13 protein-coding genes are annotated in these 15331 nt (G+C 70.9%); 8 read left to right on the forward strand and 5 right to left on the reverse strand.

Annotated features, from left to right (window positions below; all coding sequences use genetic code 11):
* Positions 1 to 17: 17 nt before the first annotated feature.
* The gene (locus ACZ60E_RS42620; RefSeq protein ID WP_469447648.1) at positions 18 to 566 is read right to left on the reverse strand and encodes a hypothetical protein; all 549 of its coding nucleotides are present in this window, start codon (positions 564 to 566) and stop codon (positions 18 to 20) included.
* Between the two features lie 127 nt (positions 567 to 693).
* Between ACZ60E_RS42620 and ACZ60E_RS42625 the strand changes: the two genes are divergently transcribed.
* The 4 genes from ACZ60E_RS42625 (at position 694) to ACZ60E_RS42640 (ending at position 4781) form a co-directional block, all read left to right on the forward strand.
* Entirely contained in the window at positions 694 to 1233 is a 540-nt protein-coding gene (locus ACZ60E_RS42625; RefSeq protein ID WP_469447650.1) for an MTB12 C-terminal domain-containing protein, read from the forward strand.
* Positions 1208 to 2506, forward strand: a complete 1299-nt coding sequence (locus tag ACZ60E_RS42630) for an ABC transporter substrate-binding protein (protein WP_469447652.1) — start codon at positions 1208 to 1210, stop codon at positions 2504 to 2506. Before ACZ60E_RS42625 ends, ACZ60E_RS42630 begins: the two co-directional genes overlap by 26 nt.
* A 143-nt stretch (positions 2507 to 2649) precedes the next feature.
* Positions 2650 to 3918, forward strand: a complete 1269-nt coding sequence (locus ACZ60E_RS42635; protein WP_469447654.1) for a glycosyltransferase family 4 protein — start codon at positions 2650 to 2652, stop codon at positions 3916 to 3918.
* Positions 3915 to 4781, forward strand: coding sequence for a hypothetical protein (locus ACZ60E_RS42640; RefSeq protein WP_469447656.1), 867 nt, complete (start codon positions 3915 to 3917; stop codon positions 4779 to 4781). The genes ACZ60E_RS42635 and ACZ60E_RS42640 overlap by 4 nt, the downstream gene beginning before the upstream one ends.
* 82 nt (positions 4782 to 4863) lie before the next feature.
* On the opposite strand, the gene ctaD is transcribed toward ACZ60E_RS42640, so the two are convergent.
* Complete coding sequence (gene ctaD, locus ACZ60E_RS42645) at positions 4864 to 6594, reverse strand: aa3-type cytochrome oxidase subunit I (RefSeq protein ID WP_384811682.1); 1731 nt, start codon at positions 6592 to 6594, stop codon at positions 4864 to 4866.
* 435 nt (positions 6595 to 7029) lie between these two features.
* Here ctaD and ACZ60E_RS42650 point away from each other — a divergent pair, with 435 nt between their 5' ends.
* Positions 7030 to 7245 carry an I78 family peptidase inhibitor gene (locus ACZ60E_RS42650; protein WP_210884031.1) on the forward strand — a complete coding sequence of 72 codons (216 nt, stop codon included), beginning with the start codon at positions 7030 to 7032 and terminating at the stop codon, positions 7243 to 7245.
* 253 nt (positions 7246 to 7498) lie between these two features.
* Here ACZ60E_RS42650 and ACZ60E_RS42655 read toward each other — a convergent pair whose 3' ends face one another.
* Positions 7499 to 8506: a phosphatase PAP2 family protein gene (locus ACZ60E_RS42655; RefSeq protein WP_384813932.1), complete on the reverse strand. Its 1008-nt coding sequence runs from the start codon at positions 8504 to 8506 to the stop codon at positions 7499 to 7501.
* Positions 8507 to 8743: 237 nt separating this feature from the next.
* On the reverse strand, positions 8744 to 9913 hold the full coding sequence (locus tag ACZ60E_RS42660) for a glycosyltransferase family 39 protein (RefSeq protein ID WP_469447657.1): 1170 nt from the start codon (positions 9911 to 9913) through the stop codon (positions 8744 to 8746).
* Positions 9914 to 10184: 271 nt separating this feature from the next.
* Here ACZ60E_RS42660 and ACZ60E_RS42665 point away from each other — a divergent pair, with 271 nt between their 5' ends.
* Together ACZ60E_RS42665 and ACZ60E_RS42670 are read left to right on the forward strand one after the other, a co-directional pair.
* Positions 10185 to 11801 carry an MFS transporter gene (locus ACZ60E_RS42665; protein WP_469447659.1) on the forward strand — a complete coding sequence of 539 codons (1617 nt, stop codon included), beginning with the start codon at positions 10185 to 10187 and terminating at the stop codon, positions 11799 to 11801.
* A 189-nt stretch (positions 11802 to 11990) separates the two neighbouring features.
* Positions 11991 to 13181, forward strand: a complete 1191-nt coding sequence (locus tag ACZ60E_RS42670; protein WP_384813925.1) for an acyl-CoA dehydrogenase family protein — start codon at positions 11991 to 11993, stop codon at positions 13179 to 13181.
* Positions 13182 to 13262: 81 nt separating this feature from the next.
* On the opposite strand, the gene ACZ60E_RS42675 is transcribed toward ACZ60E_RS42670, so the two are convergent.
* Entirely contained in the window at positions 13263 to 13706 is a 444-nt protein-coding gene (locus ACZ60E_RS42675; protein WP_107021161.1) for a cell division protein SepF, read from the reverse strand.
* 288 nt (positions 13707 to 13994) lie between these two features.
* Between ACZ60E_RS42675 and ACZ60E_RS42680 the strand changes: the two genes are divergently transcribed.
* Positions 13995 to 15176 (forward strand): DUF5685 family protein, encoded by a 1182-nt coding sequence (locus ACZ60E_RS42680; protein ID WP_469447664.1) that lies wholly within the window; start codon positions 13995 to 13997, stop codon positions 15174 to 15176.
* Positions 15177 to 15331: the final 155 nt, after the last annotated feature.

The raw sequence follows: 15331 nt of genomic DNA on the forward strand, positions 1-15331 counted from the left end.
CGGCATCGGCGTCGACATCAGCCGGCCGCCGCCCCGGACGACGGACCGTCCGAGGAGGCGTCGGGGGAATCGTCCGGGGGGTCGTCCGAGGCCGTGGGTTCGCAGATCGGGCAGGGGGCGAGATCGCCGCCCGCGAGGACCCGCGAGTCGACCGGCAGGGCGTCGGGCTTCCCGGCGACGAGCGGGCAGTCCGCGCGGTGCCACAGCGTGCCGCCCGGCACCATCAGCAGATCCCCGCTCACGGCCACGGGCGCGGCGGCCGGCTGTCCGGCGACGGTCCCGTCGGCGGCGGCCTCAGCGGGGTCGGTCGCCACCAGGAGCCCGTACAGCTCCTCCACGCGGGTCGCCGCGAGGGCGTTCCGGCCGTGGGTGAGGAGGACTGCCGCGGCGATGATCAGGGCAGCTCCGGGCACCGTGCAGGACGCGAGGTACGGCAGCTGCTGTTCCGCGTACCGCTCACCGGAGATCCCGTACCAGCCCAGGACGCACAGCACCGCGCCCGTGGCGAGCGCCGCCCACCCGGCCCAGAGGACGGGACGCACATTCCGCAGTCGAGCAGTCCGCATGGGGGCTCCACATGATGTGTCCGGCTGTCTTCCAAGTCCGCCGACGGACTTGCACTATGCCTTCTGGAAGCTGTCCCTGAAAGCTCCGGGCGCGCACGGCCCGGACCGACACCCGGTGGTGAGCCAGATGGTTCTCGGGAGTGATCTCAGGCGGGGAACGGGCCGGGGGCTGGTGGTGGCGGTGCTCCTGCTCGCCCCGGCCCTCACGGCGTGCGGCGACGACAGCGGCGGTGACGACACGAATCCGCCCGCGCCCTCCGCCGAGCGGACCTCGAAGGCCGAACCGAGTCCGAGCGCGAGCGCGCCGGACGACCCGGCGGCGGCCGAGAAGGAGATCGGGGAGAACTGGAAGAAGTTCTTCGACCCCGCCGTCCCCACGAAGGAGAAACAGGCCGTCCTGGAGAACGGCGACGCGATGGGCGCGGTCCTGAAGAGCTTCAGCGGCGACAAGCGCGGCGGGCAGGTCGAGGCGACGGTGAGCAAGGTCGCCTTCACCTCGCCGACCGACGCGGACGTCACGTACACGCTCACCCTGAAGGGCGCCACGGTCATGCCGGACGCCGCCGGGACCTCCGTCGAGCAGGACGGCACCTGGAAGGTGTCGGTCAAGACGCTGTGCGGTCTGGTCACGCTGAGCGGCAATGCCTCGCCGGGGCCGGGCTGCTGAATCCGCTGTCGCGGGCCTGCTGTTCCTGCTGCTCCTGGTGGGTACGGCCTGCGGCAGCCGCCTCCCGGAGAGCGACTTCGAGAACCGGCCCGACCGCACGCCCGCCAGCACCACCGCGGAACCGATCCGCGTGGGCATCGTCACGAGCGCCACCAGCCCGGTCGGCGGCGACGCCTTCACCGGGCCCCGCGACGGCGCGAAGGCCTGGTTCGACGCCCTGAACGCGCGCGGCGGTATCGCGGGACGCCGGGTCGAGGTCCGTACGTGCGACGACGGCGGCAGCGGCGTCGGCAACAACGAGTGCGTGCACCGGCTCGTCGACGAGGACGAGGTGGTGGCTTTGGTCGCCACCACCGCCCTCGACTACGCGGGCGCCTCCCGGGTGTCCCACGCGCGCGTGCCCGACATCGGCGGACAGCCCATCGGCGCGGCCTACGACACCTGGCCGCACCTCTACGGGATCTACGGCAGCCTCGCGCCCCGGAACGGAAAGCCCGGCTGGGACGGCGAGTTGTACGGCGGCACCGAGATCTACCGCTGGTTCAAGGAGAAGCAGGGCGCGCGCACGGCGGCCGTCGTCTCGTACAACCAGTCCGCGTCGGCGGCGTACGCCCGGCTCGTGGTCCGGGGACTGAAGGCCGAGGGGTACGAGGTCGTCACCGAGCAGGTCGACTTCGCGCTGCCCAACTTCCGTGCCGCCGCGGCCGATCTGAAGGAGCAGGGCGCCGACCTGGTCTTCGACGCCATCGACACCTACGGCAACGCCCGGCTGTGCGAGGCGATGGACGACGTCGGGGCGGAGGTCCTCGCCAAGGTCACCAACGTGCAGAACTGGACGTCCACGGTCCGCGAGGACTACAAGAACGCCCCGCGCTGCCGCAACACGCTCTGGGCGACGGGCGCGAGCCGCAACTACGAGGACACCGGCCACGAGGCCGTACGGGAGTTCCGGGACGGCACCAGGGCGCTGAAGACCCGCTCCCAGTGGCAGGTGGAGGGCTGGGCCGCCGCGATGTGGTTCACGGACGCGGCCCGCTCCTGCGCGAGGACGGGCGTCACGCGCGCGTGCGTCGACCGGTTCATGGCCGAGGGGAAGCCGTACACCGCGAAGGGACTGCTGCTGCCGGTCCGGTTCGCGCAGCTGCCCGAACCGCCCAGGACACGCAGGACGTGCCTGTCGGTGGCCCGCTGGGAGGACGCCCGCGGCTGGGTCAGCCAGGGTGACATGGACCACGAGTGCTACGACGTCCCGCAGCTCTCCTACAAGCCCTGATGCGTACGGGCCCCAAAAGGTTCCCTCATCTGGTTACCGATGGCGCAACTGTTCGGGAACAGAGTGATAAGCAAGCCCAACCATCACATCCGCACCCCGGTCTAACCCTCTGGTAGCTGGACGAGCCGGAGATACGGGGACGCATGCAGATTTCCTTCCTCATACACAACGCCTACGGAATCGGTGGGACGATCCGGACGACGTACAACCTTGCGAACACCCTGGCCGAACAGCACGACGTGGAGATCGTCTCCGTACTCCGCCACCGCGAGGAGCCGGTCTTCGCACGGAACCCGCGCGTGCGCCTGCGCCACCTCGTCGATCTGCGCAAAGGCGGCCCCGGATACGAGGGCGACGACCCCGACCACCGGAAACCGGCCCGGGTCTTCCCGAAGGGAGAGATCCGCTACGAGCAGTACAGCGCCCTGACCGACCGCCGTATCGCCGAGCATCTCTCCACGACCGACGCCGACGTCGTGGTCGGCACCCGCCCCGGCCTCAACGTGCATCTGGCCCGCGAGACCAGGCGCGGCCCGGCCCGTGTCGGCCAGGAGCACCTCACCCTCGACAGCCACTCCGTCGGGCTGCGCACCGAACTGCGCGGCGCCTACCCCCGCCTCGACGCGGTCACCACGACCACCGAGGCGGACGCCGCCGCGTACCGCACGAAGATGCGGCTGCCCGGGGTGCATGTCGAGGCCGTGCCCAACTCGGTGCCCGCCCCCGGCATCGAGCCCGCGGACGGCACCGGCAAATGGGTCGTCGCGGCCGGCCGGCTCGCCCCGGTCAAGCGGTACGACCTGCTGATCAAGGCCTTCGACCTGGTGCGCGCCGAGCGGCCCGACTGGCGCCTGCGGATCTACGGCAGCGGGAAGCAGAAGGACAAACTGCGCCACCTCATCGACGAACTGGGCCTCTACAACCACGTATTGCTGATGGGAGCGGCCCATCCCATCGAACCGGAGTGGGCCAAGGGCTCCATCGCCGCCGTCACCTCCAGCCTCGAATCGTTCGGCATGACCATCGTCGAGGCCATGCGCTGCGGCCTGCCCGTCGTCTCCACCGACTGCCCGCACGGCCCCGGGGAGATCATCGACAACGGCGTGGACGGACGCCTCGTGCAGGTCGGGAACGTTCAGGCCATCGCGGGCGGCCTGCTCGAACTCATCAACGACGACGCGCTGCGCCGGCAGATGGCGAACGCCGCGCTCAAGGACTCCGAGCGCTTCGACCCGTCCCGGATCGCCGAGCGCTACGACTCGATCTTCAGCGGTCTCGTCTCACGGGGCGGCACCTCGAAGATCGGCCGGGTGCGCGGCTCACTGCACCGCACCCGAGGGGCCCTGCTCGGCAGCGCGTATGCCGTGCGGGACGCCGGACTGACCGTGTTCGGGAAGGAGCGTTCCGCATGATGACGCTGGCTCCGCAGACCGCGCAGACGCCCACCGACGAGGACGCCGCCATGCCACCGCGCGCCGGCTGCCTCGCCGACTCCGCGGGCGGCCTCACCTTCGACATGGCCGAGACCGGCGAGAACGGGGACACCCACCTCGTACTGCTCCACCGCGACGGCCTCCAGGAGGTCCGGCTGCCGCTCGCCCCGGCCGCCGACGGCCGCCTGCGCGCCGCGCTGCCCAGCTTCGTCGAACTGCCCGAGGGCCGCTGGGACGCCTTCGCGCAGACCGGCGACGGCGAGCCGCAGCGCCTGACACCCGGCCTCAACGACCTGCGCTCCCTCGTCGACCGGGTGCCGAGCGGCGCGCGCGGCCACGTCGCCGTCCGTATCCCGTACGCGACCAAGCACGGCAACCTCTCCGTCCGCAGCTGGCTGCGCGCCCCGCACGCGGAGGCCGGCGAACTGCACATCGGCGAGGGCGGCCTGGGCGTGCACGGCCAGGTGTACGGGGTCGCGCTCACCCCGGACGCGTACGCCGAACTGGCCGGCCGCGACGAGACGGAACCCGGGGCGAGGGCCGACGCGCCGCGGATCGGGGTCCACCGGGACCAGGCGCTGTTCCGCTTCACCGTGGACTACGCCGAACTGCCCCGGGGCGTGTGGGACCTGTGGCTGCGCCCGGCGGGGGAGAGCGGGCCGCGGGTACGGATCGCGCGGCTGCTCGACGACATCGCCGACAAGAAGCCCATCTTCACGTACCCGAAGGTCGTGGTGGAGACGGCGTACGGCCCGGTGACGGCCGGGCCGTACTACACGAGCGACAACGACCTCTCGGTGGCGGTCACGGCGGTCACGGCGGTCACGGCGGCGGCAGGTTAGGCCGCCGTCCGGCGGCGCCCCCGAAGGGGCGCGGGGAACTGCGCGGCCGGCCACGGCGTGCCCGCGGACGACGCGGACACGGTCAGTACTGCTCGGGGCCGGCCCCGGGGCGCTCCTGGCCGAAGCGGATCTGCGGGCTGTCCTCCTGGCCGGAGCGGGTCTGCGGCGGTGTGATCGCCGCGAACCGGGGATGGTGCAGGTCGAACGCGGGCGACTCGGAACGGATTCTGGGCAGCGTGGTGAAGTTGTGCCGCGGCGGCGGGCACGAGGTCGCCCACTCCAGTGAGCGGCCGAAGCCCCACGGGTCGTCGGCGTCGACCGGCACGCCGTACCTCGACGTCTTCCAGACGTTGTAGAGGAACGGCAGCGTCGACAGGCCCAGCAGGAACGCCCCGATCGACGAGATGGTGTTGAGCGCCGTGAACCCGTCGGCCGCCAGGTAGTCGGCGTAGCGGCGCGGCATGCCCTCCACGCCCAGCCAGTGCTGCACCAGGAACGTGGTGTGGAAGCCCACGAAGAGCGTCCAGAAGTGCAGCTTGCCGAGCCGTTCGTCGAGCATCTTGCCGGTGAACTTGGGCCACCAGAAGTAGAAGCCGCCGAAGGTCGCGAAGACGACCGTGCCGAAGACCACGTAGTGGAAGTGCGCCACCACGAAGTACGTGTCCGAGACGTGGAAGTCCAGCGGCGGCGAGGCCAGGATCACCCCCGTCAGGCCGCCGAACAGGAACGACACCAGGAAGCCCGTCGCCCAGAGCATCGGCGTCTCGAAGGACAGCGACCCCTTGAGCATGGTGCCGGTCCAGTTGAAGAACTTCACGCCCGTCGGCACCGCGATCAGGAACGACACGAACGAGAAGAACGGCAGCAGCACCGCGCCGGTCACGAACATGTGATGGGCCCACACGACCACGGACAGACCGGTGATGGCCATCGTCGCGCCGACCAGCGTCAGATAGCCGAAGATCGGCTTCCGGCTGAAGACCGGGATGATCTCCGAGATGATCCCGAAGAACGGCAGCGCGATGATGTAGACCTCGGGATGCCCGAAGAACCAGAAGAGGTGCTGCCACAGCAGCGCCCCGCCGTTGGCCGACGCGAAGACCTGCGAGCCGAACCGGCGGTCCGCCTCAAGGACCAGGAGCGCCGCGGCGAGCACCGGGAACGCCATCAGGATCAGGATCGACGTGAACAGCGTGTTCCACGTGAAGATCGGCATCCGGAACATGGTCATGCCCGGGGCGCGCATCCCGATGATCGTCGTCAGGAAGTTCACCGCGCCGAGGATCGTGCCGAAGCCGGCCAGCGCCAGCCCCATGATCCACATGTCGGCGCCGATACCGGGTGACCGCTCCATGCTGTTCAGCGGCGCGTACGCGAACCACCCGAAGTTCGCGGGGCCGCCGGGCACCAGCAGCGAGCCCATCACGATCAGCCCGCCGAAGAGGAACAGCCAGTACGACAGCATGTTCAGCCGGGGGAAGGCGACGTCGGGCGCGCCGATCTGCAGCGGCATGATCTCGTTGGCGAAACCGGCGAAGGTCGGCGTCGCGAAGAGCAGCAGCATGATCGTGCCGTGCATCGTGAACATCTGGTTGAACTGGTTGTTGCCGATGAGCTGCATGCCGGGCCGCGCCAGCTCGGCCCGCATCAGCAGCGCCATCAGCCCGCCGGCCAGGAAGAAGGCGAACGAGGTGATCAGGTAGAGGTGGCCGATCTTCTTGTGGTCGGTGGTCGTGAGCCAGTCCACCACCAGCCGTCCCGGCCGCTTCACCGGTACGGGCCGTACCGCCGTCCGTGCGGTGTCCGTCCCCATCGCCGCCCCCTCGCTCGTCGCGTCCCGGGCCTCCTGAAGCACACGCCATGATGCTCGCGGGGGCCGGGCTCCGACAGGGGGCGTTCGGACGCTCTGTGCTCGAACCATGTATTTCCTGTGGCGGGCCAACTTCCTTGCGGGGCCGCGCAATCGGAAAGGAAAGGCAGGGAAACCGGTCCGGATACCCGCTTTCGGCCGGGGTATTCGGGGCCGGTCCGGAGATAGTCCCGAGGGCTGCCGAATTACGTTCGAAGGCGGGCGGAAAACGTGTGGAACCGCCCGTTCGTGTGACGCCTTGCTGCGTAACCGCTGATGTCGGCGCGGGCGGAACGGGTGTCGTTGTCCTGTGACAGAAGCGTGACCGGAGGGGGACCGGTGACTGATGGTGGCGGGGCCGGGGTTCCGTGTCCGCACGGAGGCGCCTAACGTGGCGGCATGGCACCGATTCCCACTCCGCCCGCGGAGCCCTCGGACACTCCGGACGCGTACGTCGGCCTCGACGCGGGGGGTGCGGAGCGGCAGGCTCGTGCGCGCGGGTGGTCGACCGTGCGGTCGTTGCCGCCGGGGGCGATCATCACGATGGAGTACTTGTCCGGACGCCTGAACTTCGAGGTCACGGAGGGCCGGGTCACACGCTGCTGGAAGGGGTGACCTGTCCGGTAGGGGGCGTGTGCGGGCCGGTGGGGCTTGTGGCGCAGTTCCCCGCGCCCCTCAAAAGCTGGGGCTGCGCCCCAGCTTTTGCCCCGTCAGGGGCGCTTTTAGGGGCGCGGGGAACTGCGCGACCAGCCCCCACCGGCCCGCAGGTTCAAGCGCTCGGGCCAGGGCCCGTCAGGGGCGCGGGGAACGGCGTAACACGCTCCCGCCGGCGGGCCGACTGTGCGTACCGGCCCGGTCGGAGGCGCGCTCAGCCCCCGGCGACGGGTCGCGCCGATGTCGTGCCGCGGGTCACCCGGTCCGACTGCGGCGGCCGGCGGCTGCCGAGCGGTGTCACCGGTGTGCGCTCCGAGCGGCTCAGATGCGGCCCAGGGGCCATATGACCCGGCGGCCGGGCCGGCCGGGACGCGGCCACCGGCTCACGCACCACCGGCTCCTGCTCACCGGCCGGGCTGCCGATCGGGGCCAGAACGGGCACCTCGGCCGGAGCCGCGCCACGCCGGCGGTCGCGCCAGGCGTCACGCAGGTCGAAGATGCCGGACTCGGCCCGTGCGATCAGCGGCTCGAACCAGGGCAGCGCCAGCAGGATCAGCAGCCCCGCGGCCCACCCGAGCACCACATCGCTCAGCCAGTGCGTACCGAGGTACACGGTGGTCAGGCCGACGCCGAGGGAGACCACGGCGGAGAACGCCGACAGCCAGCGGCGAGCGCCCGGCGTCGAGGCGAGATAGGCGAGGATGCCCCAGGTCACGACGGCGTTGGCGGTGTGACCCGAAGGGAATATGTCGCCGCCCAGCCACATCTCGTTCGACCCGACGCTGGTCGCGTAGTGCGGACCGAGACGGCCCATGCTGATCTTGGCCGCGCCGACCGTGAGGTTCAGGAGCAGCAGTGAGGCGCCCAGCGTGAGCAGTGGGCGCAGCGTGTGCTGACGCCAGGAGCGCCAGCCCAGCCAGGCCGCGATCATCACGGCGGTGGGGCCGCGCTGGCCCAGGACCACGTAGTAGTCGAGGAACGCGTGGATCTCCGGCCACTGCTGGTACGGCCGGAAGAACATGACCTGCCAGTCGAGCCGGACCAGCCATGAGGTGATCACGACGGCCCACACGATGGCCGCGTAGAAGGCGAGCGTGGACGCGAAGAGGACCACCCGGTGCCGGCTCATCCTGGGCACGTCGATGTGGGCCGGTCGTTCCGGCTCACGGTCCAGCCGGGCGAAGACCCGGTCCAGACGAGTCAGCTTTCGTTCGGTACGCACTCAATCGACGTTACAGCGAGTGAGCTGTGTTCCAGGCCGAAGCACCGTCTTTGTGATGACGATGTGATGTGGGATTGCTCTCAGAAGGGGGTTTATCGCCGTGGATTATGGAATCCCTCGTCCGCTCTTCCTTCAATTCGATTGATCATTCCGGAGCGGAGTTTTATGGCGCTTTCGAATTCGTTCACCGAATGCTTGCGTGCACTTCTCCGGGCGCTCACCGGCCACCGTGAGTGATCACGGCGGACCCGACCCGTTCAGCCACCAGGCGCCGTACACCGCCGACGCCACCGCCACACCGCCCAGCACCCACGCCGACCTGGACGTTCGCAGTCGCGCGAGGGCCAGGGCGAGGGGCTGGAGAAGGGGGAAGGCGGGCAGCAGAAGGCGTGGTTTCGAGCCGAAATAGCTCGACGCGCACAGGGCGAGGGCGATGACGACCCCCGCGTACACCAGGAGCGGCAACGGCTGCCGCTGCCGTACGCAGATCACGTACAGCCGGACGAGCAGGGCGACTCCGGCGATCAGGGCCAGCCCGGCCAGGGCCGACGGGAACGCGGTGAACTTGTCGGCGACGAAGCGGGCGAACGCGTAACCGCCGTCGAAGCCGTTGCGCCAGCCCGCCTGCACATCGAGATAGCCCAGCGGGCCCCCGCCCGTGCGACGGCCGACCCACAGGACGTAGCCCGCGGCGCCGAGGGGCGCGATCAGCATCGCCAGGGCGCGCCGCCACCGGGACGCGCCCTCCCCGCCGGGCATGCTCCGCTCCCGTACGAAAGAGGCGATCGCCGTCACCCACACGGCCGCAACGACCGCCGCGCCCACCGGGCGGGTCAGACCCGCCAGCGAGGCGAGCAGACCCGCGGTCAGCCAGCGGCCGGTCAGGACCGCGTACAGCGACCAGGCCGCGAGCGCCGTGAACAGCGACTCGCTGTACGCCATCGACTGCACGATGCCGACCGGCAGGACCGCCCACAGGAGCACGGCGCAGACCCCGGCCCGGCGGCCGTACACCTGGTCCGCGACCGCGAAGATCCCCCAGGCCGCCGCGAGCGAGGCGACCCAGCTCACCAGCAGGCCCGCGTGCGCGGCGGAGAGAGGGGACACCGCCGACACCGCCCGCTCCAGCCACGGCAGCAGCGGGAAGAACGCCAGGTTCGAGTGCACGTCCCCGTTGGGCAGGCGCACCTCGTAGCCGTAACCCAGCTCGGCGACGCGCGAGTACCAGAGGGAGTCCCAGCGCGCCGAGAGCAACCGCAGCGCGCTCGTGTCCCGCGTGGCGCTCCACACCGCGAGCACCAGCAGGCCGAGCGCGCGCACCGCCGCGTACCCGAGGAGCGCGGGCGCGGCACGGCGCCAGGACGGCCCCGGACGGGGCGGCGCGGCGGACGTCTCAAGATCGGTCACGGGCTCGATTATCGAGGGGGCCCGCGACCGCGGACCCCGGCGGGGGCGTGCCCGGACACCCGGCCGGGCGGGGAGCGGCGTGGCGCACGCCACACGTGTCCCAGGAGAACGTGAGAGGTCCGCCACCCGACGCCGGGAGGAACTCGCGTACTGTGACGTCTCACTCGCCTTTGTTGCGTGGGCCGGGACACCGCTCCTCCCGAGCCGCAGCCGCAGGGAGTCCCCACCCAGCGGATCGCCGAACGCGAGGGAACATCTGGGAGGTACGTACATGTCCGGGACGACCACGGCCGCCGCGCGTCGCCGTCGGGAGACCGGGGCCGGTGCAAACCGCTGGGTCGTCCTTGTGGTGCTGTGCGTCAGCCTGCTCCTGGTCGCCGTCGACGCCACCGTGCTCCACGTCGCCGTGCCCGCCGTCACCGAGGACCTCACGCCCGGCGCGATAGAGCTGCTCTGGATCGTCGACATCTACCCGCTCGTCTGCGCCTCGCTCCTCATCCTCTTCGGCACCCTGGGCGACCGGATCGGCCGCAGACGCGTCCTCCTCCTCGGCTACGCGCTCTTCGGCGTCGCCTCCGCCGTCGCGGCCCTCGCCGACAGCGCGGAGGTGCTGATCGCGGCCCGCGCCCTGCTCGGCGTCGGCGGCGCGATGATCATGCCCGCGACGCTGTCCATCCTGCGGCAGGTCTTCCCCGCCCGGCGCGAGCGGGCCCTCGCCATCGGCGTCTGGAGCGCCGTCGCCGCGGTGGGCGCGGCCGTCGGACCGCTCCTCGGCGGGTTCCTGCTGGAGCACTTCTGGTGGGGTTCGGTCTTCCTCATCAACATCCCGCTGATGCTCGTCAGCCTGCCCGTCGGACGGCTCCTGCTGCCCGAGTCGAAGGGCGAGCGCGACGGGCCGTGGGACGTCGTCGGCGCGCTGATGGCCGCGGCCGGCCTCTTCGGCGTGGTTCTCGGCGTGAAGCAGCTCGGCGGCGGAGAGGACCCGCTGAGCCTGCTCACCGCGGTACCGCTGATGCTGGGGGCCGGACTCCTCGTCGCCTTCGTACGGCGGCAGCGGCGGCGCCGGCATCCGCTGGTCGACCTGACGATGTTCGCCCGGCCCGCCTTCAGCACCTCCGTCGGCTGCATCGTGCTGGCGATGCTCGCACTGGTCGGGCTCGAACTGATCGCCGCGCAGTATCTCCAGCTCGTGCTGAAGCTCTCCCCGCTGGAGACCGGGCTGCGGCTGCTGCCCCTTACCGTCGCCGCGATGGCCGCGGGGCTCGCCGGGGCGAAGCTGCTGCAGCGCTTCGGGCCGCGGACCATGGTCTGTTCCGGTTTCTGCCTCACCGCCGCCGCGGTCGTCACCCTGACCGCGATGGGCGCCGAGGACAACGCCCCACTGCTGCTGACCGGGTTCGTGATGCTCGGCTTCGGCCTTGAGGTCACGCTCTTCGGCGCGTACGAGTCGATGCTGAGCGAGGCTCCGCCCGAGCAGGCCGGCGGGGCGGCGGCGATCGGCGAGACGTCGTACCAGCTCGGGGCGGGCATCGGGATCGCGCTCCTCGGGAGCGTGATGAACGCGGCGTACGCGCCCGGGCTCGCGTCCGTTTCGGGGGTGCCTCCCCGGGACGCCGCCGCTGCGGGACATTCGCTGGGGGAGGCGTACGAGGTCGCCGCGCGGCTCGGCGGGGGGTCGGGGGAGGCTCTGCGCTCCGCTGCACGGCATGCGTTCGTGCACGGGCTGCACGTGACGTTGCTGGTGAGTGCGGGGCTGTTGTTGCTGGGGGCGGTGATGGCGCTGCGGTTGCCCCGGGCGATGGAGTGTGGGGAGCCGGCGGCTCTCGCGGAGGTGCCGGGGCCTCGGGAGGCTCCGGCTGCGCCGCCTGTGCGGGTCGGTGGTCGCTGACCTTCGGGCCTTTCCCGCCCGCGATGCCCGACCATCCCGTGCGGGTTTCCCGTGGGGCGGTCCCGCCGTCGGCCGCTGCGAGGGAGTGGTCAGGGGCTCCGGTGCGGTCCTGGACGTGCGTCGCACCTCGTCGTAACGTCGGGGATCGTCCGTAGTTACCACTGCTAGTTTTACGTGTCGGAGGCTCCCATGTCCGCTTCCTCGAAGTTGCCGCCGTTCGATCCCGCCGATCCGCTCGGGGTCGACGATCTGCTGAGCGTGGAGGATCTGGCGGTCCGGGACACCGTGCGGGCCTGGGCCGGGGACCGGGTGCTGCCGTATGTCGCCGAGTGGTACGAGAAGGGCGAGCTGCCCGGGATCCGGGAGCTGGCGCGGGAGTTGGGCGGGCTCGGCGCCCTCGGGATGTCGCTCGACGGATACGGGTGCGCCGGTGCCACCGCCGTGCAGTACGGCCTCGCCTGTCTGGAACTGGAGGCCGCCGACTCCGGAATCCGCTCGCTCGTCTCCGTGCAGGGCTCGCTCGCCATGTACGCGATCCACCGCTTCGGCAGCGAGGAGCAGAAGCAGACCTGGCTGCCGCGGATGGCCGCGGGCGAGGTCATCGGCTGCTTCGGGCTGACCGAGCCCGACCACGGGTCCGACCCCGCGGGCATGCGGACGTACGCCAAGCGGGACGGCGGCGACTGGGTCCTCACCGGACGCAAGATGTGGATCACCAACGGCTCCGTGGCGGGCGTCGCCGTCGTGTGGGCGCAGACCGACGACGGCATCCGCGGGTTCGTCGTGCCGACCGACCGCCCCGGCTTCTCCGCGCCGGAGATCAAGCACAAGTGGTCACTGCGGGCGTCGGTCACCAGCGAACTGGTCCTCGACGAGGTGCGGCTGCCCGCCGACGCCGTACTGCCCGACGTCACCGGGCTCAAGGGCCCGCTCAGCTGTCTGTCCCACGCCCGGTACGGGATCGTGTGGGGCTCGATGGGCGCCGCGCGGGCGAGTTTCGAGGCGGCGGTGGAGTACGCGAAGACGCGTGAGCAGTTCGGGCGGCCCATCGGCGGATTCCAGCTCACCCAGGCCAAGCTCGCCGACATGGCGGTCGAACTGCACAAGGGGATTCTGCTGGCCCACCACCTGGGCCGGCGCATGGACGCGGGACGGCTCCGTCCCGAACAGGTCAGCTTCGGCAAGCTCAACAACGTACGAGAGGCGATCGACATCTGCCGTACGGCACGGACGATCCTCGGCGCCAACGGGATCTCGCTCGAATACCCCGTCATGCGCCACGCGACGAACCTCGAATCGGTGCTGACCTACGAGGGCACCGTCGAGATGCATCAACTGGTACTGGGCAAGGCGCTCACCGGTCTCGACGCGTTCCGGTAGGACCCCGACGGGGATCCCGCAGGAATCCCGTGGGGACGTCCCACCGCGGCGCCCGGAGGCGGGTCCGGTGAGCGGCCTTGCCTAGCTCTGGTTGAAGAAGCCGTCCACACGGCGGGCGGCGGGTTCCCCGCTGACGATCTCGGTGTCGGCGGGGGTCAGCAGGAAAACCCGGTTCGACACGCGCTCGATCGAGCCGCGCAGGCCGAAGATCAGGCCGGCCGCGAAGTCGACGACGCGCTTGGCGTCGGCGGCCTCCATGGCCGTGAGGTTCATGATGACGGGCACACCGTCGCGGAAGAGCTCACCGATGCCACGGGCGTCCCGGAAGCTGTCCGGGGTGACCGTGCCGATCCGTCGGCCCTTCTCCTCGGCGGCTTCCGACGCCACCTTGACCCGAGGATCCGTGACCCAGACCTCCCGGCTCCCGGTCTCGGATCCCTCGGCGTAGTCGTCGTCGTAGTAACGCTCGTCATCGTTGTCGTCGACGAGGCCAAGCCAGGCACTCGCCTTGCGCACCGATCCCATGGACGCCTCCTCTCACAGCGGTCTTTCTTCTTTCCGCATCCCCATGGTCGTGCATGATGCGGATGTCGCGCCAAGGGGATAGACGCCGCGCTGGGGTTTCGTGACGGTACTGGTGCACAGCGAATTCGTCGAGAGCCCGCGTACCCCAAGGGTCCTGCGCTACACCGCTGCTGACTGTGAGTGAAATATGATTCTTCACGGCGGACGGGTGACGGCTGGAGCGTTCGGGTGAACGAGCCGCCGCCAGGACGCCGCAGCTCAACGTCGTACACACCACGGGGGATCGTCGTGTTCGGAATCGTCAGGCCCTGCCGTCATCGGCTGGGAGAGAACCTGAAAACCCAATGGATGGCGCATTTGTGCGGGCTTTGCCTCGCGCTGCGCGGAGATCACGGGCAGTTCGCACGGGTCGTCACGAACTACGACGGCTTGCTGATATCGGTTCTGACGGAGGCTCAGGCCGCACCGGGAACGGAGTGGCGGCGTACTGCGGGGCCTTGTCCACTGCGCGGAATGCGGAGCGCGTCGGTAGCTCAGGGTGAGGGCGCCCGGCTCGCCGCGGCCGTTTCGCTGGTGCTCGCCTCGGCGAAGATGCGCGATCACATGGCCGACGGGGACGGGCTGCTGGCGCGCCGCCCGGTGGCGCTCGCGGCGCGCCGCGTTGCCACGAACTGGAGCCGGGCGGGCGCCAGGACCGGCTCGGCCGTCGGGTTCGACACCGCGGTGCTCGTCGACGCGGTGGACCGGCAGGTGGGCATCGAGACGCTCGCCGGGCCCGGTACGCCGCTGCTGACCGTCACCGAGCCGACCGAGTCCGCGACCGCGGCGGCGTTCGCGCACACCGCGGTCCTGGCGGGCCGGCCGGGCAACGCGGCGCCGCTCGCCGAGGCGGGGCGGCTCTTCGGGCGGCTCGCGCATCTGCTGGACGCGGTGGAGGACCGGGCGGCCGATGCCGCGGCCGGTGCCTGGAACCCGCTCACCGCCACGGGGGCGTCCCTGGCGGAGGCCCGGCGGCTCGCCGACGACGCGCTGCACGGGATGCGGCTCGCGCTGCGGGACGTGGAGTTCACGGACGCGAAGCTCGCGCATGTGCTGCTCGTGCACGAGCTGCGGAACTCGGTGGACCGGGCGTTCGGGACGGCGTCCTGCTCGCACGCCACCGAACACGGCACGGCGCACGCCACTTCGTACGGCAACCCGTACGCGCCGTCCGGGCCGGGTGGGCCGCCTCCGCCGCCGGAGCCGCCGCGGCGTGACCGGCGCGGGCTGCTCGCGGGGTGCGCGGTGTGGGTGGGGCTGGCCTGTACGTGTCAGATGTGCTGCGGGGAGTACCACGATCCGTGGTCGGGGGAGCAGAAGCCGGGGTTCTGCCAGCGGTGCGACAACTGTGACGGATGCGACGGCTGCTGCGACTGCTGTGACGGGTGCGATTGCTGTTGTGACGGTTGCTCTTGCGACTGCAGCTGCTGATCACTCGTGAGGGTGCGCTGTGGCTGGCCCAAAAGATTGCGCAGTTCCCCGCGCCCCTAGCCTCGAAGTTTCGTGACGGTCCGCCGACGGAGTCGATGGACCGTTTTCGTGCCGTGGGTGAAGGCTGTGCAGGCCCAGGGCCCGAGTGTCGCCTC

Source organism: Streptomyces sp. NPDC102514, assembly GCF_055584525.1.